General features: G+C 71.1%; 23 protein-coding genes. 9 read left to right on the top strand and 14 right to left on the bottom strand.

What is annotated here, in order from left to right:
- Positions 1–46: 46 nt before the first annotated feature.
- Positions 47–871, top strand: a complete 825-nt coding sequence (locus PA27867_RS00695; RefSeq protein ID WP_066591792.1) for an aldo/keto reductase — start codon at positions 47–49, stop codon at positions 869–871.
- Between the two features lie 5 nt (positions 872–876).
- Here the strand turns inward: PA27867_RS00695 and PA27867_RS20075 are convergent, their stop codons facing one another.
- Positions 877–1,353, bottom strand: coding sequence for a hypothetical protein (locus PA27867_RS20075; RefSeq protein WP_084020514.1), 477 nt, complete (start codon positions 1,351–1,353; stop codon positions 877–879).
- A complete protein-coding gene (locus tag PA27867_RS00690) occupies positions 1,350–2,246 on the bottom strand; it encodes an LssY C-terminal domain-containing protein (protein WP_084020513.1) in 897 nt (298 codons plus the stop codon). Before PA27867_RS00690 ends, PA27867_RS20075 begins: the two co-directional genes overlap by 4 nt.
- Positions 2,247–2,313: 67 nt before the next feature.
- On the opposite strand from PA27867_RS00690, the gene PA27867_RS00685 reads away from it, so the two are divergent.
- The 7 genes from PA27867_RS00685 to PA27867_RS00655 all read left to right on the top strand — a co-directional run bounded on the left by PA27867_RS00685 (position 2,314) and on the right by PA27867_RS00655 (position 8,924).
- On the top strand, positions 2,314–3,540 hold the full coding sequence (locus PA27867_RS00685; RefSeq protein ID WP_066591788.1) for a cysteine desulfurase-like protein: 1,227 nt from the start codon (positions 2,314–2,316) through the stop codon (positions 3,538–3,540).
- Positions 3,541–3,637: 97 nt separating this feature from the next.
- Positions 3,638–4,540, top strand: coding sequence for an ATP-binding cassette domain-containing protein (locus PA27867_RS00680; RefSeq protein WP_066591786.1), 903 nt, complete (start codon positions 3,638–3,640; stop codon positions 4,538–4,540).
- Positions 4,537–5,373 (top strand): ABC transporter permease, encoded by an 837-nt coding sequence (locus tag PA27867_RS00675; RefSeq protein ID WP_236900779.1) that lies wholly within the window; start codon positions 4,537–4,539, stop codon positions 5,371–5,373. Before PA27867_RS00680 ends, PA27867_RS00675 begins: the two co-directional genes overlap by 4 nt.
- A gap of 38 nt (positions 5,374–5,411) precedes the next feature.
- Positions 5,412–6,425 (top strand): MDR family oxidoreductase, encoded by a 1,014-nt coding sequence (locus PA27867_RS00670; RefSeq protein ID WP_066591784.1) that lies wholly within the window; start codon positions 5,412–5,414, stop codon positions 6,423–6,425.
- A 29-nt stretch (positions 6,426–6,454) separates the two neighbouring features.
- Complete coding sequence (locus tag PA27867_RS00665; RefSeq protein ID WP_066591781.1) at positions 6,455–6,835, top strand: DUF1304 domain-containing protein; 381 nt, start codon at positions 6,455–6,457, stop codon at positions 6,833–6,835.
- A gap of 48 nt (positions 6,836–6,883) precedes the next feature.
- Entirely contained in the window at positions 6,884–7,450 is a 567-nt protein-coding gene (locus PA27867_RS00660) for a dienelactone hydrolase family protein (protein ID WP_066591778.1), read from the top strand.
- A gap of 892 nt (positions 7,451–8,342) precedes the next feature.
- Entirely contained in the window at positions 8,343–8,924 is a 582-nt protein-coding gene (locus PA27867_RS00655) for a helix-turn-helix domain-containing protein (protein WP_066591775.1), read from the top strand.
- A gap of 45 nt (positions 8,925–8,969) precedes the next feature.
- On the opposite strand, the gene PA27867_RS21015 is transcribed toward PA27867_RS00655, so the two are convergent.
- From PA27867_RS21015 to hemE, 12 genes are all read right to left on the bottom strand, one after another.
- Positions 8,970–9,767, bottom strand: a complete 798-nt coding sequence (locus tag PA27867_RS21015; RefSeq protein WP_208857281.1) for a hypothetical protein — start codon at positions 9,765–9,767, stop codon at positions 8,970–8,972.
- A gap of 197 nt (positions 9,768–9,964) precedes the next feature.
- Positions 9,965–11,296, bottom strand: coding sequence for a glutamate-1-semialdehyde 2,1-aminomutase (hemL, locus tag PA27867_RS00645; RefSeq protein ID WP_066591769.1), 1,332 nt, complete (start codon positions 11,294–11,296; stop codon positions 9,965–9,967).
- The gene (gene hemB / locus PA27867_RS00640; RefSeq protein ID WP_420480702.1) at positions 11,293–12,276 is read right to left on the bottom strand and encodes a porphobilinogen synthase; all 984 of its coding nucleotides are present in this window, start codon (positions 12,274–12,276) and stop codon (positions 11,293–11,295) included. The genes hemL and hemB overlap by 4 nt, the downstream gene beginning before the upstream one ends.
- Before the next feature lie 70 nt (positions 12,277–12,346).
- Positions 12,347–13,132, bottom strand: a complete 786-nt coding sequence (locus tag PA27867_RS00635; RefSeq protein WP_066591763.1) for a uroporphyrinogen-III synthase — start codon at positions 13,130–13,132, stop codon at positions 12,347–12,349.
- Positions 13,129–14,082 (bottom strand): hydroxymethylbilane synthase, encoded by a 954-nt coding sequence (hemC, locus tag PA27867_RS20485; protein ID WP_066591760.1) that lies wholly within the window; start codon positions 14,080–14,082, stop codon positions 13,129–13,131. Before hemC ends, PA27867_RS00635 begins: the two co-directional genes overlap by 4 nt.
- Positions 14,079–15,173, bottom strand: coding sequence for a ferrochelatase (locus tag PA27867_RS20480; protein ID WP_066591758.1), 1,095 nt, complete (start codon positions 15,171–15,173; stop codon positions 14,079–14,081). Before PA27867_RS20480 ends, hemC begins: the two co-directional genes overlap by 4 nt.
- The gene (gene hemQ, locus PA27867_RS00620; protein ID WP_066591755.1) at positions 15,173–15,904 is read right to left on the bottom strand and encodes a hydrogen peroxide-dependent heme synthase; all 732 of its coding nucleotides are present in this window, start codon (positions 15,902–15,904) and stop codon (positions 15,173–15,175) included. Before hemQ ends, PA27867_RS20480 begins: the two co-directional genes overlap by 1 nt.
- 197 nt (positions 15,905–16,101) lie before the next feature.
- Positions 16,102–16,416, bottom strand: a complete 315-nt coding sequence (locus tag PA27867_RS00615) for a DUF3618 domain-containing protein (RefSeq protein ID WP_084020510.1) — start codon at positions 16,414–16,416, stop codon at positions 16,102–16,104.
- Positions 16,403–16,822, bottom strand: a complete 420-nt coding sequence (locus PA27867_RS00610) for a phage holin family protein (protein ID WP_167550808.1) — start codon at positions 16,820–16,822, stop codon at positions 16,403–16,405. The genes PA27867_RS00615 and PA27867_RS00610 overlap by 14 nt, the downstream gene beginning before the upstream one ends.
- 30 nt (positions 16,823–16,852) lie before the next feature.
- On the bottom strand, positions 16,853–17,248 hold the full coding sequence (locus PA27867_RS00605) for a hypothetical protein (protein ID WP_066591751.1): 396 nt from the start codon (positions 17,246–17,248) through the stop codon (positions 16,853–16,855).
- Positions 17,249–17,337: 89 nt separating this feature from the next.
- Positions 17,338–18,909, bottom strand: a complete 1,572-nt coding sequence (locus PA27867_RS00600; RefSeq protein WP_066591750.1) for a protoporphyrinogen/coproporphyrinogen oxidase — start codon at positions 18,907–18,909, stop codon at positions 17,338–17,340.
- Between the two features lie 60 nt (positions 18,910–18,969).
- Positions 18,970–20,115, bottom strand: a complete 1,146-nt coding sequence (gene hemE, locus PA27867_RS00595; protein ID WP_066591747.1) for a uroporphyrinogen decarboxylase — start codon at positions 20,113–20,115, stop codon at positions 18,970–18,972.
- 73 nt (positions 20,116–20,188) lie between these two features.
- Between hemE and PA27867_RS00590 the strand changes: the two genes are divergently transcribed.
- On the top strand, positions 20,189–21,589 hold the full coding sequence (locus PA27867_RS00590; RefSeq protein WP_066591744.1) for a glutamyl-tRNA reductase: 1,401 nt from the start codon (positions 20,189–20,191) through the stop codon (positions 21,587–21,589).
- The last annotated feature ends 1 nt before the right edge of the window (position 21,590 follow it).

The following is a 21,590-nucleotide window of genomic DNA, read 5'->3' as shown; positions in this document are numbered from 1 at the left end:
CTGCCCGCCGTCAGATTCACCGCACCCAGATTCAAAGGACAACCGCATGAGCATCCCCACCATCACCCTGAACAACGGCGTCGGAATCCCGCAGCTCGGCTTCGGCGTCTTCCAGGTTCCCGACGCCGAAACCACGGATGCGGTGGCCGCCGCCCTTGACGCCGGGTACCGCAGCATCGATACCGCGGCCATCTACGGCAACGAGGCGGGCGTGGGCCGCGCCCTCGCGGCATCCGGCATCCCGCGCGACGAACTGTTCATCACGACCAAGCTGTGGAACAGCGACCAGGGCTTCGAGTCCACGATCGCCGCCCACGAGGCCAGCCTCACCGCTCTCGGCCTCGACCATGTCGACCTGTACCTCATCCACTGGCCGGCCCCGGCGAACGACCTCTACCTCGAGACCTGGCGAGCCCTGGAGCAGCTCCTGGCCGACAACCGGGTGCGCGCCATCGGCGTCTCGAACTTCGAGCCGGAACACCTGGAGCGTCTCGTGGACGCCTCGCTGGTCGTGCCGGCCGTGAACCAGGTGGAGCTGCACCCGCGGCTCACGCAGACCAGGGTGCGGGCCGCCAACGAGGCCCACGGCATCCGGACCGAGGCCTGGAGCCCGTTGGCCCAGGGCAGCCTGCTGGCCGACCCTGTCATCGCCGAGATCGCGGGTCGCAGCGACCGCAGCCCCGCCCAGGTCGTGCTCCGCTGGCACCTGCAGCAGGGCCGGATCGTGATCCCCAAGTCCGTCACGCCCAGCCGCATCGCCGAGAACCTGGCGGTCTTCGACTTCGACCTCTCCGCCGACGATCTGCGACGCATCGACGCTCTCAACACCGACTCCCGCATCGGGCCCGACCCCGTGGAGTTCGCCGGCTGAGAGGCTCAGCGCCCGGCCCGGGCCTCTCCCCGGGCCCGGGCGAAGTGCCGGGCGTTCGCGCTGGACAGCGCGAGCAGGATGAGGATGTCGACCGTGACTCCCGCCAGCGAGGTGCGCAGCGTGATCTCGGCACCGTTGAGGGCGTAGTCGGCGAAGGAGACCAGGATGCTCAGCGACGCGAACGACATGGCCACCACCCTGGCCCAGTTGTGGCCGATGAGCACCAGCACGGCCAGGCCGAGGTAGAGCACGAGGTAGACCGCGTAGGCACCGAGCAGCCAGCCCAGCACGGCGCCCGCGGCCTGCGGGTCGACGCCGCCGAGCCGCTCGCCGTTGATCACGATCGTGGCGGCATAGGTGTCCCAGGACGCCAGCACGGTGACGATCACGGCGGCGCCGGAGAACGCGCGCACCGCCATCAGCAGCGCCCCGCCGACCACCGACGCCGGGCGCTTGCCGCGCGGGGAGCGAATGTCGCTCATGACAGCCCGGTCACTTCGACCACCGATCCGGCCTCGCCCACAGCCTCACCGCCGGGCCTGCCGGCCACGGACAGGCCGCGCAAGTCGATCACCGGCAGGTCGCCGTCGGTCTGGATGCTGTCACCGCCGCCGTTGCGGGAGTGGTAGCCGCTGGCGAAATCGCGCAGCAGCACGATCCGGGTCTGCGGCACGGCGGCGCGGATGCTGGCCACGATGTGGTCACGCTCCACATCGGTGTGCTCGTCGATCTTGTGGGTGACCTGCAGGGTGAACAGGCTGAGCCCCACGGCCCGGTCGAAGGTGCCGGCGGCCAGCCAGTCCACGCGGTGGCCGCCGGGCAGCATCCAGCCGTCCGGGCAGCGCCAGAACCGCACGTGATGACGCTTGGCCGGATTGTTCTCGACCTCCTGCTGATAGGCGAAGTCCTGGATCCGGTCGAAGAGTAACAGTGGACTCACCGGTGCCTGCAGATAGCTGCGCCGACGCACTGTCGATGTCACGATGCGCCAGCTGGAGGCGAGGGTCACGTCATCCGCCCGGGTCCAGCCCGCCGCGGCGAGCGCCGCGTGCACCTGGTCGGCGCTGCCGGTGAGGGCAAGGTTGACCGGGTCGCCGAGCAGGCCGTCGCTCGTGCGAGTGCGGCCGATGAAGTAGTCGGGCACGTAGAGCCGGGTGAGGATGCGGTGCAGGCGCGGCAGCACGAGGTAGGCCAGCAACGCCCAGAACAGCACCGCGAACCAGAGCACCCCCCAGCCCAGCCCCAGGCTCTCGGTGGCCAGGAGCACGGCGAGCCACACCGACGCAAAGCCGGCGAGGACGAAGAAGAACCCGTCGAGCACCGCCCCGAACGACACACGCCGCCGCACGGAGGGCCCCGCCGTGGTCTCTGGCATGCGCCCATGCTAGTTCGGTCGCCCCACGCGCGGCGGGGTGTCGGCCGATCAATGCTTGGATGGCAGGGTGACCTACGACGTCGAAACGATCCGCGCCCATTTTCCCGCCCTGTCCGCCGGCACCGTGCACTTCGACAGCCCGGGCGGCACGCAGACTCCCGTGAGCGTCGGCCAGGCGATCATGGACACCCTCACCGGCCCGCTGTCGATCCGCGGCCGGCGCAGCCCCTCCGAACGCAACGCCGACGACGCGGTCACCGGCTTCCGCACCGCGATGGCGGACCTGCTCGGCGCCGACCCGCTCGGCATCGTCTACGGCCGCAGCGCCACCCAGCTCACCTACGACTTCTCCCGGCACCTCGCCCGCGACTGGGCGCCCGGTGACGAGATCGTGGTCTCCCGCCTCGACCACGACGCCAACATCCGCCCGTGGGTGCAGGCCGCCGCACACGTCGGCGCCACCGTGGTGTGGATGGACTTCGATCCGAGCACGGGCGAGTTGCCCGCATCCGCCGTCGCCGCGGTGCTCACCGACCGCACGCGCCTGGTCGCGGTCACCGCCGCATCCAACCTGATCGGAACCCGACCGGCCATCGCGGAGATCGCCGACGTGGTGCATGCGGCCGGCGCCCGGTTGTTCGTTGATGGGGTGCACTACGTTCCGCATGCCTTCGTGGACCTGGCCGCGCTCGGCGCCGACTTCTTCGTCTGCTCCCCGTACAAGTTCTTCGGCCCGCACTGCGGCGTCCTGGCCGCCGACCCCGCCCTGCTCGAGGGGATCCACCCCGACAAGCTGCTGCCCTCCACGGATGTGGTGCCGGAGCGCTTCGAGCTCGGCACCCTGCCCTACGAGACCCTCGCGGGTGTCACGGCCGCCGTGGACTTCCTCGCCGGCCTGGGCGACCTGGCCAGCGGCAGCACCTCACGCCCCAGCGTCAGCCGCCGGGAGCGCCTGCGCGCGTCGCTCCGGCAGGTGGAGGCGCACGAGGATTCCCTCCGCGAACGGCTCGAAGCCGGACTGGCCGCGCTGGCCGGGGTGACCCTGTACTCGCGGGCCGCCGATCGCACGCCCACGGTTCTGGTCGGTTTCGCCGAGCGCACCGCCGCCGACGCGGCCCAGTTCCTCAGCGAACGGCGGATTCTCGCTCCGGCCGGGTCGTTCTACGCACTCGAGGCATCCCGCCACCTCGACCTCGGCGATGCGGGCGGCCTGCGGGTGGGCCTGGCCCCGTACAGCACGGCCACGGAGATCGACACCCTGCTGGCCACGATCGCCGAATTCCTGCGCGCGTAGCCGACTTTGGCCGCGCTGGACCGGCATCCGTGCAAAAAACCCGGGCGGACCGGCCCGTTTTCCCCATAAACTGGCGCTAGCGACAGAGGGGACACTGATGCCAATCGGCTCGGTCATCGAATTCAGCAATATCACCAAGAGGTTCGGGCAAGTCACGGCCGTCAACGACCTCTCCTTCACGGTCGAGCCTGGCCGGGTGACCGGATTCCTGGGACCGAACGGAGCCGGCAAGACCACAACCCTCCGGATGCTGCTGGGCCTGGTGGCCCCCACGTCCGGCACTGCCACCTTCGGCGGGCTGCGCTACCGGGACCTGCCCCGGCCGCTGGCCACCGTCGGAGCGGCCCTCGAAGCCGCCAGCTTCCACCCCGGCCGCACGGCCGCCAACCACCTCGGCGTGTACACGATCGCCGCCGGACTGCCCCGCACCCGGGTCGGCGAGGTGCTGCACCAGGTGGGCCTGGCCGAGCACGCCGACCAGCGCGTCGGCGGCTACTCCCTGGGTATGCGCCAACGCCTGGGCCTGGCCTACTCACTGTTGGGCGACCCCGGCGTGCTCGTGCTCGACGAACCGATCAACGGCCTGGACCCCGAGGGCATCAAGTGGATCCGCGGGTTCCTGAGCAGCATGGCCGCGGAGGGCCGCACCGTGCTGGTGAGCTCGCACCTGCTCAGCGAGGTGCAGCAGAGCGTCGACGACGTGATCATCATCGCCAAGGGCGAACTCGTGCACTCCGGACCGCTGTCCAGCCTGGACACCAACATCGCCCCCCAGGTCATCGTGGACTCCCCCGACCGGGACGCCCTCGTGGCCGCGCTCACCGCGGCGAACCTGCAGTTCACCTCCGGCCGCACGGGCCTGATCGTGGCCGTGCCGGACCCCGGCCAGGTGGGCCACATAGCCTTCGCCGCCGGCGTGGAACTGAACGTGCTGCACAGGCAGAAGGCCGGCCTGGAAGATTCCTTCCTCGCCCTCGTCGACGGAGGCGAATCGCTGTGAACCTGATCCTGCGCCCCGTGGCCGCCGAATTCAGCAAGATCCTCACCACCCGCATGTGGTGGATCCTCGCGTTGGTGCTGTTCGGCTACATCGCCCTCCTGGCCGGCGGCCTCGCCGCCCTGTTCGGTGGCATCGACAGCGGCGCCATCAGCTCGGACTCCGTGAACACCGGCGGTGGCGGCAGCCTGGCCGGGCTCGGCAGCCTGCCCCCGCTCATCTACAGCTTCGCCGCCTCGGTCGGTTACGTCTTCCCGGTGCTGCTGGGCGCCCTGGCCAGCACCGGCGAATTCCGCCACCAGACCCTCACGCCCACCTTCCTGGCCACACCCCTGCGCGCCCGGGTGCTCAGCGCCAAGACCATCGCCCTGTTCGTGGTCGGTGCGGCCTTCGGCGTCGTCGCGCTGGCGGCATCCGTGGGCGTCGGCGCCCTGGTCTTCAACGGCTTCGGCATCGACCCGCTGCTCGCCGACTCGGCGACCTGGGCGCTTATCGGCCGCACCGTGCTGGCCATGGCACTCTGGGCCGTCATCGGCGTGGGCCTGGGCGTTCTTGTGCCCAGCCAGGTCGCGTCGATCGTGATCGTGCTCGCGTTCACCCAGTTCGTCGAACCGCTGCTGCGCTTCGCGTCGTCGTTCACCCAGGTGACGGCGGATGTGGGCAAGTTCCTGCCCGGCGCCGCCTCCGACGCGCTCGTGGGGGCGAGCTTCTTCACCCTCGCCAGCCCGGGCGGGGCCGTGCTGGCGAGCTGGCAGGGTGGCCTCGTGCTGCTGGCGTACGGGCTGCTCGCCACCGGGTTCGGCTACCTGGTGAGCTGGAAGCGGGACGTGACCTGATCCGGCCGGCAGCACCGCGCCAGGTCTAGGGTGAAGGCATGTCTGCTCCCGAATTCCGCGCCATCGTCGTCGACCGTACCGAGGATGAATCGGGTAAGCGCACCCAGTCCGCTGCGCTGACCACGGTCACCGACGACATCCTCATGGATGGCGACGTCACCGTGGCCGTCGAGTTCTCCAGCATCAACTACAAGGACGGCCTGGCGCTGATGGGCCGGCCCGGCGTGGCCCGGGTCTGGCCGCTAATCGCCGGCATCGACCTCGTGGGCACCGTGGAGTCGAGCAACGACCCCCGCTGGAGCGCCGGCGACCGGGTGATCCTGAACGGGTCGGGCATCGGCGAGAGCCACCACGGCGGCCTGGCCGAACGGGCCCGGATCTCCGGCGCGTCGCTCGTGCGACTGCCGGAGGCCCTGAGCCCCGTGCGCGCGGCCGCCATCGGCACGGCCGGGTTCACCGCGATGCTCGCGGTGCTCGCGCTCGAGCGCGGCGGAGTGCTGCCCGGGTCCGGCGACGTGCTCGTGACCGGCGCGGCCGGCGGCGTCGGGTCCGTCGCGATCGCCCTGCTCGCTGCGCGCGGGTACCGCGTCGTCGCCTCCACCGGCCGAGGTGACGAACTCGGCGACTACCTGCGGGGCCTCGGTGCCGCGGAGATCCTCGACCGGAACACCCTGGGCGAGCCCGGAAAGCCGCTGCAGACCCAACGCTGGGCCGGTGCCGTCGACTCCGTCGGCAGCCACACCCTGGCCAACGTGCTGGCCCAGACCCATCAGGGCGGGGTCGTGGCCTCCTGCGGTCTGGCCCAGGGCGCCGACCTTCCCACGACCGTGATGCCGTTCATCCTGCGCGCCGTCACGCTGGCCGGAATCAACTCGGTCGAGGCGCCGCTCGCCCTCCGCGAAGAGGCCTGGGGGCGCCTGGCCACCGACCTCGACCTCGGGCTGCTCGACGGCCTCACCGAGGTCATCGCGCTCGACGAATCCTTCGCGGCCGCCGAACGCATCCTGGCCGGCCGCATCCACGGCCGCACGGTGGTGGATGTAACCCGCTGACACCGGAACCGGGCGGCTAGGCTGCAGAGATGGCCATCCTCGCTTCAATTTTCGTCGCCCTCGCGGCAGTCCTGCACGTGTATATCTTCCTCATGGAGAGCGCGTGGTGGACCCGGCCGAAGATCTGGCAGCGTTTCGGTCTGGCCAGCCAGGCCGACGCCGAGACGACCAAGGTGCTCGCGTATAACCAGGGGTTCTACAACCTGTTCCTGGCGGTGGGCGCGGCCATCGGCCTGTTCCTCTACTTCGGCGGCCCCCGGGACGCCGGCACCGCGTTGATCCTCTTCAGCACCGCGTCGATGTTCACGGCCGCGATCGTGCTCACCACGACGGGACCGGGCAAGGTCCGGGCCGCGCTGACCCAGGGTACGCTGCCGCTGATCGGATTCATCCTGTTCCTGGCCGCTTAGCGCAGAGCTCCGGCCGCGCCGCAGCGCCACCCTGCCGAAAGGACCGTTGTGACCCACGTCATCCTCTTCCACCACGCCCAAGGCCTCACCGACGGGGTGGCGGAATTCGCCCAGCGGCTGCGGGATGCCGGTCACGACGTGGTCGTGCCCGACCTCTATGACGGCCTCACCTTCGACTCGATCGATGCCGGGGTCGCCCACGCCGAGAAGCTGGGCTTGGAGACCATCATCGAGCGCGGCACACAGGCCACGGATGCGTTGCCGCCGGACACCGTCTACGCCGGGTTCTCGCTGGGCTCCCTGCCGGCGCAGAAGCTCGCCCAGACCCGCCCGGGTGCCCTCGGGGCGTTGCTGTACCACGGCGGTGTGCCGGCGGGCTCGTTCGGATCGGACTGGCCGGGGACTGTGGCGTTGCAGGTGCACGTGGGCAGCGGCGACGAGTGGGTCGAACTCGACGACGCCGAGGACCTCGTCGACGAGGCCGGGGCGGCCGAGCTGTTCATCTACCCGACCGGCGGCCACCTCATCGCCGACTCCAGCCTCGAGGAGTACGACGAGGAGTTCGCCGAGTTGATCCTCGAGCGCTCCATCCAGTTCCTCGACCGGCTGGGCTGACCTCCCGCCCTGCCTCGGCAGTGTCGTCGGTCCCGGCGGTCCCGGCGGTCTCAGCGGTCTCAGCGGTCTCGGCGGTCTCGGCGGTCCCGGCGGTCTCGGCGGTCTCGGCGGTCTCGGCGGTCTCGGCGGTCGAGCCTGTCGAGACCCCGCGAGCCAGCCTCTGCAACGCTGCCGCGGCATCCGCAGGCCGGGTCACCAGGTTTCGACAAGCTCAACCAACGTGTGGGGGCGTCGTACAGGAACGTCGCGAACCGAACTCGGGAGCGCGGCCACACGGCGGTCGAGCCTGTCGAGACCCCGCGAGCCGGCCTCTGCAACGCTGCCGCGGCATCCGCAAGCCGGGTCACCAGGTTTCGACAAGCTCAACCAACGTGTGGGGGGCGTCACGCAGGAACGTCGCGAACCGAACTCGGGAGCGCGACCACACGGCCGTCGAGCCTGTCGAGACCCCGCGAGCCGGCCTCTGCAACGCTGCCGCGACATCCGCAGGCCGGGTCACCAGGTTTCGACAAGCTCAACCAACGTGTGGGGGGCGTCACGCAGGAACGTCGCGAACCGAACTCGGGAGCGCGGCCACACGGCGGTCGAGCCTGTCGAGACCCCGCGAGCCGGCCTCTCGAACTCTGCCGCGGCATCCGCAGGCCGGGTCACCAGGTTTCGACAAGCTCAACCAGCGTGTGGGGGGCGTCGTACAGGAACGTCGCGAACCGAACTCGGGAGCGCGGCCACACGGCGGTCGAGCCTGTCGAGACCCCGCGAGCCGGCCTCTGCAACGCTGCCGCGGCATCCGCAGGCCGGGTCACCAGGTTTCGACAAGCTCAACCAACGAGCGGGGCAACGTCCATGCCCGACGGAATGGCAAGGAGGCTTGCTGAACTGGCATGATGGGGGCATGACCAGCGAACCGGCATCCGTTCTGAAGACCGTCGGCGCGCGGCTGCGCGAGCTCAGGCTGCAGAGCGGGCGCACCCAGGCGCAGCTCTCCGCCGCGACGGGCATTTCGGAGAGCACCCTGTCCAGGCTCGAGTCGGGGCAGCGCACCCCCACGCTGGAGCTTCTGCTCGCGCTGTCGAGCGCCCACGACGTGACCATCGACGATCTCGTGCGCGCCCCCGCCGACGACGACCCGCGGCTCGACCAGCGGCCGTTTACGCGGCACGGCACGACGTTCATCCCGCTGAGCCGGGAAAAGGGCGGGCTGCAGGCGTACAAGCAGATCCTGCCCGGACGCACGAGCGCCGACGTGCTCGAGCAGCGTACCCACGAGGGCTTCGACTGGTTCTACGTGCTCAGTGGCCGGCTGCGGCTGGTGCTGGGCGAGCACGACATGATCCTCGGGGTGGGCGAGGTCGCGGAATTCGACACCCGGGTGCCGCACGCCTTCGGCAGCGCAGGCCCTGAGCCGGCGGAGATCCTCAGCCTGTTCGGCCACCAGGGCGAGCGCATCCACGTGCGCGCCAGCACGGTGCGCTGACCCGGGCTCGGTTCCTACCTCTGCTCCGGCGCCGGTCGGGTCGAGCTACGCGCTCGCCTCCGGGGCGACGGCTGGGACTGCATCCGCCGGGGCCGGCTCGGTGGGCTTGGCGACCTTGGCCGGCTTGACGGCCTCGGCGGGCTTCGCGGACTCGGCGGACTCCGTCGGTGTGACCACCTTGGCGGGCTTCGCAGAGGCGGCGGATTCGGTCGGTGCGACCACCTTGGCGGGCTTGGCTGCTTCGGTCGGCGTGACGGCCTTGGCTGGCTTGGCGGGCTTCGCGGTGCGGGCGCGCTTGACGGGCGCTGCCGGTGCGGGCGTCTCGGCCGTGTCGGCGGCCTCAGCGGGCGCGGCGGGCTTCGGGGCCTTCGGCGTCCGCACTCGCTTGGCCGGCTTGGCCGGGGTGCTCGGCTCGGCGGCCGCATCGGCGGGCTCGGTCGCATCCGAGGCTGCGGCATCCGTCACCGTCTCGTCCGCCACATCGGCGGCTTCGGTGGGCTCGAGCTTGAGCGAGGCGATGAGGTCGGGCGCGTGGTTGGTCGACAGGATCACCCGGGCGAAGTCGTCGCCGGTCAGGTCGATCACGACGGCCTGGCGCTTGCGCTTGATGGCCAGGAAGTCCTTGCCGCCGTGGAACTTCCACACGCCGACCGCGAGCACCAGCGGCACGAGGGCGCCCGGGGCACGGATGCCGCGCACCCAGATCCACGGGTCATCCGTGATCGTCACCGAGCGGATGGTGTCCCGGGAGATCACCAGGTCCTCCCGGCGGAGAGCCAGCGTCTTCTCAGCGGGCGTCAGGTGTATCTCCAGCCGGTCGGGGTGCACTCGCAAGGAAGCCATGCTCCCAGTCTGCCCGGTCCGGCTGGCAATCCCCCTGTCGCAATCTCACAAAGGCGTAACGCCGCCGCGGTGGGATCTGCCCACAGCGCCGCCAACCGTTAGCCGTGCGGACATCCGCGCCCGGTACGCCGGGTGCAATTGCCGTTGCGGCAACAGTTGGTGGCGGCGGTGCAACCGGGCGGGCGGGATCGGAGCGGCTAGACGGCCGGACGGGCCTCGGCGGCTGCCTTCGCGGCGGCCGGCAGGGCCTCCAGGATGCGTCCGATCGCGTCGCCGTCGTGCGCGGCCGACACGAACCAGGCCTCGAACACCGACGGCGGCAGGGAAACACCCTGGTCGAGCATCGAGTGGAAGAACGGCGCGTAGCGGTACGCCTCCTGGCGCTGCACCTCGGCGTAGCTGCGCGGAGGCGTGACCGCAGCCTCCTGGCCGAAGACGAAGCTGAACAGGTTGCCGGCGTGCTGCACGCTGTGCGCCACACCCTCGGCGAAGAGCGCGCTCGAGACGGCCTCCGAGAGCAGCTCGGCGGTCTCGTCGAGCCGGGCGTACAGAGCGGCGTCAGCGGCGGTGAGGGTGGCGATACCGGCGGCCACGGCCACCGGGTTACCCGAGAGCGTTCCGGCCTGGTAGACCGGCCCGGCCGGGGCCAGGAAGTCCATCACGTCGGCCCGGCCGCCGAGCGCGGCGACCGGCAGGCCACCGCCGATGACCTTGCCGTAGGTGAACAGGTCGGGCGTGTACGTTTCGCCCTCCTCGGCCTGTAGCGCCCAGTAGCCGCCCGGGTTCACCCGGAACCCGGTGAGGACCTCGTCGACGATGAGCAGCGCGCCGTGCTCGTGGGCGAGGTCGCACAGTGCGGCGTTGAAGCCGGCATCCGGGGCGACGACACCCATGTTGGCGGCGGCGGCCTCGGTGATCACCGCTGCGATCTGGCCGGGGTACGCCTCAAAAGCGGCGCGTACGGCGTCGAGGTCGTTGTACGGCAGCACCAGGGTCTGACCGGCGGTGGCCGCGGTGACGCCGGCGGAGCCGGGCAGCGAGAGCGTGGCCAGGCCGGAGCCGGCCTCGGCCAGGAGGCCGTCGGAGTGGCCGTGGTAGTGCCCGGCGAACTTGATCAGCAGGTCACGCTGCGTGAAGCCACGGGCAAGGCGGATGGCCGTCATGGTGGCCTCGGTGCCGGTGGAGACCAGCCGGAGCTTCTCGATCGCCCCGACGCGGCCCTTGATCAGCTCGGCCAGTACGGTCTCGCCGGGGGTGGAGGCGCCGAAGGAGAGCCCGAGTGCGGCGGCCTCCTGCACGGCGGCGACCACGGCGGGGTGCGCGTGGCCGAGGATCGCGGGGCCCCAGGAGCTGACCAGGTCGACGTAGTCGCGGCCGTCGGAGTCGAACACGTAGGCACCGGCGGCCTTGACCAGGAACAGCGGGGTGCCGCCGACCGAGCGGAAGGCCCGCACCGGCGAGTTGACGCCGCCGGGGATGGAGAGCTGGGCGCGGGCGAACAGCTCGTCGTTGTGGGTGGTGCGGGTCATCGGGCATCCGTTTCGGTGAGCCAGGCGGCGAGTTCGACCGCCCAGTAGGTGAGAATCGCGTCGGCGCCGGCACGGCGGATGCTGAGCACCGACTCCTCGATGGCGCGGCGGCGGTCGATCCAGCCCTGCGCGGCCGCGGCCTCGATCATGGCGTACTCGCCGGAGACCTGGTACGCCCAGACGGGCACCGAGCTCATGGCGGCGACCTCGGCGAGCACGTCGAGGTAGCTGCCCGCGGGCTTGACCATGACGACGTCGGCGCCCTCGTCGATGTCGATGCGGGCCTCGCGCACGCCCTCGCGGCGGTTGGCGGGGTCGAGCTGGTAGGTGCGGCGGTCGCCGACCAGGGTGGACTGGACGGCCTCGCGGAACGGGCCGTAGTAGGCGGAGGCGTACTTGGCCGAGTAGGCGAGCACGGCGGTGTCGGCGTAACCGGCGGCGTCGAGGGTGGCGCGCACGGAGGCGACCTGGCCGTCCATCATGCCGGAGAGGCCGAGCAGGGCCGAGCCGGCCTGGGCCTGAGCGAGGGCCATGTCGTTGTAGCGCAGCAGAGTGGCGTCGTTGTCGACGGAGCCGTCGGCGGCGAGCACGCCGCAGTGGCCGTGGTCGGTGAATTCGTCCAGGCACAGGTCGGTCTGCACGACCAGGGCGTCGCCCACCTCGGCGACGACGGCGCGCGTGGCGGCGTTCAGGATGCCGTCGGGGTCGGTGGCCCCAGTGCCGGTGGCGTCGCGCACGGCGGGAACGCCGAAGAGCATCACGCCGCCGATGCCGGCCGCTGCGGCCTCGGCCACGGCGCGGCGGGCGCCGTCGATGCTGTGCTGCACGATGCCGGGCATCGAGGAGATCGGGGTGGATTCGTTGCCCTCACGCACAAAGAGCGGTAACACCAGCTCGGCGGGGTGGACACGGGTTTCGCTGGCCAGGCGGCGGAGTGCGGGGGTGCTGCGCAGACGTCGCGGGCGGATGACGGGGTTTATCACCCGACCAGCCTAGGCCTCCCGCCTGAGAGCGGGAGCGGCGGCCGGTCGGGCCTTGGTGTCGCGCCTGTTACAGGTCGCGGGGGGCGAGGCGCACGAGGGCCTCGATGAGGGACTCGGCGCTGCGCTCGTCGGCGATCACGTCGACGCGCAGGCCGATGGCCGCCGCATCCTTCGCCGTGCGCGGGCCGATGCAGGCGATCAGGGTGGTCTCGGGGATGGGGCCGAGCTGCTCCTGCACCTGCTGGGCGACACTTCCGCTGGTGACCAGCACGGCGTGCACCCGTCCGGCCTTGACGTCGGCGACGACCCGGTCGGAGACCGGCACGCCCACGGTGCGGTAGGCGACGACCGACTCGACCTCGTGGCCGATGCGGCGCAGACCCTCGGTGAGCAACGGCTTGGCGATCTCGGAGCGCAGGGTGAGCACGCGCAGCGGGATGACGCCGTGGGTGGCGGCCTCCCAGTCCTCGAGCAGGCCCTTGGCGGAGTTGTCCTCCGACGGGACGATGTCGACGTGGTAGCCGGCGGCCACGAGCGCGGCGGCGGTGGTCTCCCCCACCGCGGCGATGCGGGTGCCGGGAGCCACGACGGCCCGGTGCGACGAGAGGACGTCGACCGTGGTGGCGCTGGTGACGGTCATCCAGTCGAACTCGCCGGCGGCGAGCTTGGCCAGGGCGGTCTCGAGGGCCGGCGCGTCGTCGGTGGGCGCGAAGTTGATCATGGGCGCCACGACGGGAAGCGCTCCGCGGGAGCGCAGGTTGGCGGCGACCTGGTCGCCCCAGGGCCCGCCGCGGGGCACGAGGACGCGCCAGCCGGCCAGGGGCTTGTCGGGGTTGTGGCGGGTGCCGCTCACGAGGTCACCGTGAGGGGGGCGATTTCGGCGGCGCCGCCGGCCAGGAGCTCACGGGCGGCACGGTCGGCCACATCGAGGGCGGCATCCTGCAGGTCGGCCACGGCGTGCGATTCGGGCGTCGCGGCGTGCGACGCCGTGATGCGTCGGGTGCCGTCGGGGCTGTACACGGTGGCGGTGAGGAAGAGCAGGCCGTCATCGAGCACGGCGGTCGCGCCGATCGGGGCGGCACAACCGGCCTCGAGGCGGGCGAGCACCTGGCGCTCGGCCGCGACGGTGGCCTGGGTGGTGGCGTGGTTGAGCACGGCGAGGGCCTTGGCGAGCAGGCGCTCGGGCTTGCCGTCGCGCACCTCGATCGCCAGTGCGCCCTGTCCGGGCGCTGTGGGCCAGTCGGAGAGCTCGAGGTACTCGGTGGCCATGTTCTCGAGCAGGCCCAGCCGGCCAAGGCCCGCCGCGGCGAGCACCACGGCGTGCAGCCTCTCGTCGGCAACGAGCGCGAGCCGGGTGTCCACGTTGCCGCGGATGTCGACGACCTCGAGGTCGGGGCGCAGCTCCCGCAGCTGGGCGGCTCGGCGCGGCGAACCGGTGCCCACGCGGGCACCCTCCGGCAGGGTGGCCAGGGTGAAGCCGGCACGGGCGCACAGCACGTCGCGCGCGTCGGCCCGCTTGGGCGTCGCACCGATGGTGAGGCCGGCGTACGGGTCGGTGGGCAGATCCTTGAAGGAGTGCACCACAACGTCGCACTCGTCGTTCAACAGCGCCTCGCGCAGGGCGCTGGCGAAAACGCCCGTACCGCCGAGGCTGGACAGCGATTCCCGGGACACGTCACCGTGCGTGGTGATCGGGATGATCTCCACCTCGCCGTTGGTCACCGCCTGGATGCGGTTGGCCACGGCGGTGGTCTGTGCCATCGCCAAGGCGCTGCCGCGGGTACCGACGCGGATGACGCTCACGGTGCCATACCAGCGACCGCGGGCTTGAAGCCGAGGCGCACGTTCTCGCAGCAGCCCGGCCGGCACACGTCGTACCAGGGGCCGAGATTGGTCAGGGCGGGCCGGTCGGCGGGCGGCACGTCGTTCAGCCGCTCCTCGACCAGGTCGATCAGGCCGGACACGTAGACCGGGTCCGCGCCGGGCGTGGGCACGCGCACCGAGAACAGGCCGTGTTCCTTGGCCGTTTCGGTGGCCTCGTTGTCGAGGTCCCACATGACCTCCATGTGGTCGCTGACGAATCCGAGCGGCACGATGACGACGGCACGGATGCCGCGCGCGGGCAGCAGCGCGATCGCGTCGTTGATGTCGGGCTCGAGCCACGGCATGCTGGGCGGTCCGCTGCGGGACTGGTACACCAGCTGCCACGGGCTGGTGAGGCCCTGCATGATCACATCGGCCACGGCCAGGTGCTGGGCGGCATAGGCTCCGTCGGGGCCGAAGCCACGCTCGGCCGGTCCGCTCTTGGCCGCATCCGTCGACGGGATCGAGTGCGTCGAGAACAGCACCTCGACCTCGGTGGCGAGGTCGATGCCGGGGATCTGGGCCTCGATGTCGGCCAGCCCCTGGCGCACACCCGTGATGAAGGGGGTGACGAAGCCGGGGTGGTCGAAGAACTGGCGGATCTTGTCGATCTGCACGGTGCCGGTGAGCCCGGTCGTGTCCAGCGCCTGGGCGAAGTCCTCGCGGTACTGGCGGCAGCCGGAGTACGAGCTGTAGGCGCTGGTCGCGATGGCGAGCAGGCGGTCCTGGCCGGCGGCGTGCGCCTCGGCGATCGTGTCGGGCAGGTAGGGCGCCCAGTTGCGGTTGCCCCAGATCACCGGCAGGTCGATGCCGCGGCGGTCCAGTTCGGCCTGCAGCGCGGCGCGCAGCACCCGGTTCTGCTGGTTGATCGGGCTGATGCCGCCGAAGTGCCGGTAGTGCACGGCGACCTCTTCGAGGCGTTCCTCGGGGATGCCGCGGCCGCGCGTGACGTTGCGCAGGAACGGGATCACATCGTCCTGGCCCTCCGGTCCGCCGAAACCGGCGAGGAGGATGGCGTCGTAACTCGTCATTACTGCAGCACCTCCACGAGTTCGGCGGTGGTGATGCGACGACCGGTGTAGAACGGAACCTCTTCGCGCACGTGCATGCGGGCATCGGTGGCGCGGAGCTCACGCATCAGGTCGACGAGCTCGGTGAGCTCGTCGGACTCGATCGGCAGGAGCCATTCGTAGTCGCCGAGGGCGAACGAGGAGACGGTGTTGGCGATGGCCCCGCGGAACGCGGCGCCCTTGCGGCCGTGGTCGGCGAGCATCTTGCCGCGCTCGGCCTCGGGGAGCAGGTACCACTCGTAGCTGCGCACGAACGGGTAGACGGTGAGCCAGCCCTTGGGCTCGATGCCGCGCAGGAAGCCCGGCACGTGGCTCTTGTTGAACTCGGCGTCGCGGTGCACGCCCATGGCGTTCCAGGTCGGCAGGAGGCTCTTGAGCAGGCGGCTGCGGCGGAGCTCCCGGTTGGCCCACTGCAGGGTCTGGGCCTCGTCGGCGTGCGTCCAGATCATCACATCGGCGTCGGCGCGGAGGCCGGAGACGTCGTAGAAACCGCGAACGGTCACGCCCTCGGCTTCGACCAGGGCGACGATGCCGTCGAGTTCGTCCACGAAACGCGGAACGTCACGGCCGTCGAGGTCGTCGGGGTTGCGCGGGTCCTTGCGCAGCACGGTGAAGAGGGTGAATCCGGAGGGGGAAGCCTCGGTGGGTTCAGCCTCTGTCGAGGTGTGGGAATCGGGTGTGGGCACGGTCATGTCTACTGCCTCTCCGGCAGCCGGGTGAGTCATGTCTACTAGTCTCCACCGCTTTGCTCGGAGAGCCAAAAGTAGGCCCGAATCGTTGCCGGATGGAGTCCCGCCGCGCAAGAAAAGGAGGGTGCTGGCCGAAGCTCAGCACCCTCCCTCAGGATCGACGTGATCCGATCCCGGAATTCTTCCCGGTCAGTTACCGGTTAGCGGCGGTCGAGGACCGTCTTCACGCCCCACCAGACCGCGGTTCCCACCACGGCGGCGGCGCCGAGGGCGATGCCCGCCAGGGCGGTCGGGTTCTCGTCGCCGAGGCGGTGCAGGCCCAACGTGAACCGCCGGGTGTTGATCTTGATCTGCTTGGGCACGTTGAGCTTGTACTCGATGGCGTCCAGGGTCCCGGCCAGTTCGGCCCGGGCGCGGGCCGCTTCGGCCCGCAACTCGCCCGTGCTGTGGTGCTCGGGCTTGGCCTCGACGGCCTTGGCGGAGCCGGACCGGGGCGCGGTGTTATCGGTGGTCATACTGGCCAACTCCCTTGAATGCGTCGACGTCCTTCTGGATGCTCGCCGTCACGCCCTCCGGGTCGTGGCTGGTGCCCTTCTTGACCCGGTTGAGCCCGATCAGGGCCAGGATCACCGCGATCAGGAGCAGGGCGACCGCCACGATGAGCGCGGACAGCCAGAGCGGCAGCACCAGATCGAGGGCGATGACGGCCAGCGCGATGAACACGATGACCGCCAGGAAAGCGAACACGGCCGCGCCGATGAACAGGCCGAGGCCGATGCCCACATTCTTCGCCTTGCCGGAGATGTCCGCCTTGAAGGCGTCGATCTCAGCCTTGACCAGGGCGGTGATCTGACCCGGGAGCTCGCTGAGGAGCGTGAACAGGGACTGCTTGCTCTTGGGGTTATACCCGCTGGTACTCACTGGCATCCTTCCTGGACTGTCGTCGTGAGATTACTGCGCGGTCGGCTCGGTCGCGGCGTCCTTCGCGGACGCGGCCGCTGAGGTGGCCGACGTCGCTGCCGCCTTGGCCGACTTCGTGGCGGAGGCCGCGGCCTTGGTGGCTGCGGTGGCGCTGCCGGCCGTGCCTGGGGCGGCATCCTGGCCCTTGTCGGTCTTGTTCTGCACGGCAGAGACGACCTTCTTACCGGCCTCGAACAACACGCCGGGCACGTCGCCGACGCGCTCGAGGGCGAAGTCGCGTACCTCGTTCACGCGGCGCTGCACCGGTGGACGGTGCCACAGGTCGGACGCGGCAGAGGCGATCTGGTCGTAGCGCTTACGACCGGCGCGGGCGCCCAGCACGTAGCCGACGAGCCCACCTGTGATGAAAAGAAGTTTTCCCCGCATTGTGACTCCATTCCTTTACGTTCATGTATTCCCAGCGTAACCCCCCGATCGAGAGAGGAACATGTGCGCCGCGAGCGATCAGCCCCTGATCAGAGGTCTAGCACTGCCCGCCGGGCGCGGATACCCGCAGCGAGGGCGTCCGGGATCACCGAGGCCAGCCCGGTTCCGGACAGCCATCCGCCCGTGACATCCAGGCCCGGCGTGCCCTCGATCACATCGCGGACCTGGCGGATGCGCTCCGGCGCGCCGATCGTGGCCGGCGAGAGGCCGTCGCTCCACAGCGTGCGGGCGAATCCGCGCACCTGCTCCGGTGCGAGATCGACGCCGAGGATGGCGGCGGCATCGCGGACCGCGAGGTGCATGAACTCGTCGTCGGAGAGGTCGAGGGTGGGCACCGGTGCACCGGCGCGCCCGTAGGAGAGCCGCACCACGTGCTGGCCCTGCGGGGTGAGGGCGTCGATCCATTCCCATTTGGCGGTGATGTGGGTGAGCGCCTTGGCCGTGACGCCGGGGGTGCCGACCGCGACGAGAACGCCGGTGCCGCGCGGCTGCGCGTCCAGGGCGGGCGCGTCGAGCACCAGGGTCGCCAGCTCCACGGCGGCCGGGGCCGGCCAGTCGAGGGCGGCCAGGTCGGCGTACTCGGCGCCGAGCGGGGCCAGTAGGGCCAGGGCGGATGCGGCGGGCACGGCCAGGATCACGTGACGGGCCTCGAGGGTGAACGGCTCGGCCGGGATGGGAGCGTCGGCATCCGTGGCCGGGAATGCGGTGGGAGCGACAGCATCCGTGGTCGGGAATGCGGCCGGAGCCACGGTGGCGGGCGCCTCGGCGGCGGGGGCGCATTCGATGAGCCAGCTGCGCACGGGCGTGTCGGTGCCGTCCTCGGCGACGGTCGACGTGTCGACGGGGCGGAAGGAGGCCACCGCGGTGCCGGTGCGGATCTCGACGTCGAACCGCTCGAGGTCCTCGACGAGCGTGTCGACCAGGCGGTGCATGCCGCCGCGGAGCCCGCGCACGGCCGACCCGGCCGGGGCTGCGATGCGCATGGCCGTGACGGCACCGGAGAGCGACCCGGCCGTGGTGAGGGTGCGGTTGAGCCCGGGCGCGACCACGTCGACCTCGAGGTCGACGGCATTGGTGGCGTAGACCCCGCCGGCGACCGGGTTGACCAGACGGTCGAGCACCTTGCTGCCCATCCGCTTCTGCACGAGCTCACCGAGGCTGTGCTCCCGGCCGATCTTGAGCACCGGCATCAGCCGGTCGGCGTACGCGCGCAGAGCCCCGGACCAGCCGATCGCGCGGCGCACGTCGTCGGCCAGCGGCGACCCGGGGATACCGAGCACCCCGGCCTTCGGCAGCGGCACCGACATCGGGGCGCCGCCGGAGCGAAGCGGCGGCAGGTGCAGCCAGGCGCCAGTCGGGTTGGGTTCGACGATCTGGTCGGCGAGACCCAGGTTGGCCACGAACGCCGCCACGGTGTTGCCGCGCACGGCGAAGCTCTCGGCCCCGGCGTCGAGCGGAAGACCGGCGACCTCGTGGCCGGCCACGGCGCCGCCGACGACGTCCGCGGCCTCCAGGACGAGCACGTTCAGCCCGAGGTGGGCACACTCGCGGGCAGCCACCAGGCCGGCGACACCTCCGCCGATGACGATGACGTCCAACATGTCCTTGCTTTCCGCCCGCGACGTCCGCGCCGCCGGCACTGTGCGTGTGAGAGCTGTGCGCTAGAGCGCGAGTGAGGGGGTGGCGCTGGTCTCGTGCACGAAGTTGACGACCCGGGTGAGCACATCCGGGTTGGTCTCCGGCGGCACGCCGTGGCCGAGGTTGAGCACGTGGCTCGGCGCCGTGCGGCCGCGCTCGAGCACGTCGAGCACATGCGCCTCGAGAACCGGCCACGGGGCATTGAGCAGGGCTGGATCGAGGTTGCCCTGCACGGGAACCACTCCGCCCAGGCGCCGGCTGGCCTCGTCGAGCGGCACCCGGTAGTCCACGCCGACGACGTCGGCTCCGATGCCGTGCATGGCCTTGAGCAGCTCGCCGGTGCCGACACCGAAGTGCACGACGGGCACGTTGCGGCGCACCGACTCGGGGTCCGCGGCCAGGTCGCCAACGGTCTCGACGAAGGTGAGGTCTCGGACGTGCCCGATCGCGGCGGTGGAGGCGGGGGCGACGAAGCGCGTGTAGTCGTCGAGCGAGAGCGCGCCGGCCCAGGAGTCGAAAAGCTGGGCGGCGCTGGCTCCGGCGAGCACCTGGGCGCGCAGGAACCGGCCGGTGACATCGGCGGTCCAGGCCATCAGGGCGGCCCAGGCGTCGGGGTCGGAGTGCATGAGGGTGCGCGCGTGGATGTGGTCCTTGGACGGGCCGCCCTCGACGATGTAGGCGGCCAGGGTGAACGGCGCCCCGGCGAAGCCGATCAGCGGGGTGGAGCCCAGTTCGGCAACCGTGCGGGCGACGGCCTGGCTGATGGGAGCGAGTGCCGTGTCGAGCACGGCCGGGTCGAGCGCGGTGAGGCGTTCGACATCCGCCGCGGTGCGCACAGCCTGGGCGAGCACCGGGCCCTTGCCGGCGACGATCTCGACCTCGACGCCCACGAGCTTGAGCGGCACGACGATGTCGCTGAACAGGATGCCGGCGTCAACGCCGTGCCGGCGCACCGGCTGCAGGGTGATCTCGCTGGCCATTTCCGGGTCGAGGCAGGCGTCGAGCATGCGGGTGCCCACCCGCAATTCCCGGTATTCGGGCAGCGAACGGCCGGCCTGGCGCATGAACCAGACCGGGGTGACGTCCGGACGGGTGCCCTGGTACGCCCGCACGAGCCGGGAGTCGGAAGTGAGGCCGGAAGAGAGTGGGTGCGTCGCGTCGAGATTCATCACCTTCGATTCTCCCCTACATCCGCTCCGGGAACGATTCGAGGTGCCGCACTACACAACGTAGAATTGACCGGTGTTGATTTGTCTGTCCGCGAACCACAAGAACTCCAGCTTCGACGTGCTCGAAAAGCTCTCTGTCGGCGCGGACGAGGCAGCGGGCGGAATGCTCACCGGGCATGACGCGCTCAGCGGCGCCGTGGTGGTGGCCACCTGCAACCGCTTCGAGGCCTACCTCGACCTGGACGAACCCTTCGGCGTCTCCCCCCTTCCCGCGGTGTACGCCGCGATCGACGCCGTGAGCGCGAGCACCGGGGTGAGCGCCGCACTGCTGCGCGACACCCTCGACCTCGTGCACGGCAACGGTGTGGCCGAGCACCTCTTCGCGGTCACCAGCGGACTCGAGTCCGTGGTGGTGGGCGAGGGCGAGATCGCCGGTCAGGTGCGCCGCGCCCTCGAAGAGGCCCGCGCGGCCGGCACCACGAGCCCCGAGCTCGAGCGCCTGTTCCAGCGTGCCTCACAGACCTCCCGCGGGGTGAAGAACCGCACCGGCATCGGCGCCGCCGGGCGCTCGCTCGTGCGCCTGTCGCTCGAACTGGCCGAGAGCCGGGTCACCGACTGGGCGCACACCCGCGTGCTGCTGGTGGGCACCGGTCGGTACGCCGGCGCCTCGCTGGCGGCGCTCCGCGACCTGGGCGTCACCGATGTGCGCGTCTACTCCCCCTCCGGCCGCGCCGAGCGCTTCGCCGCCTCGCACGACATCCAGGCCCTCGCCACGGATGCCGATGCGCTGGCCGCCGAGACCGCGCTGGCCGACCTGATCCTCACCTGCACCACGGTGGAGCACCACGTCATCGATGCGGGCATCCTGCTCGCCGGCCGCGCCCTCGTGGCCGCCCGGACGGCCGCGGCCGCCGAATCCGCCGCGCCGGTGCGCTCCTGCCCGATGGGCGGAGACGTGGAGGCCACGCGCCAGCTGGTCATCGACCTCGGCCTGCCGCGCAATGTGGACCCGGACGTGAGCGAGGTGACCGGCGTCGAGCTGCTCGACCTGGAGACCATCCGCATCCACGCGCCCCTCGAAGAACTCAACGCCACCAGCGAGGCCCGCCGCCTGGTCGACCGCGCCGCCCGCAAGTTCTCGGCCGTCGCCGAGGAGCAGAGCCTGGCCCCCGCTGTCGTGGCGCTGCGCTCCTACGTCTTCGACATCCTCGACGCCGAGATCGAGCGCGCCCACGCCCGCGGCGACAACAGCGAGCAGACCGAGTCGGCGCTGCGGCACCTGGCCGGGGTACTGCTGCACACCCCCATGGTGCGGTCGCGCGAACTCGCCCGCGCGGGTGAGCAGGATGCGTTCCTGGGCGGGCTTGACGCTCTCTTCGGCATCGATGTGACCCTGCCGGAGGCCGGCGTCACCGGCCTGCCGACGGCCCCGGGCGTGGCCGGCGTCACCGACATCTCCAGCGCCGCCTCCTAGC

It is taken from the genome of Cryobacterium arcticum, assembly GCF_001679725.1.
Classification (GTDB): domain Bacteria; phylum Actinomycetota; class Actinomycetes; order Actinomycetales; family Microbacteriaceae; genus Cryobacterium; species Cryobacterium arcticum_A.
The sequence above is the reverse complement of the archived record's forward strand: the minus strand, read 5'-3'. Positions and strand labels throughout refer to the sequence as shown.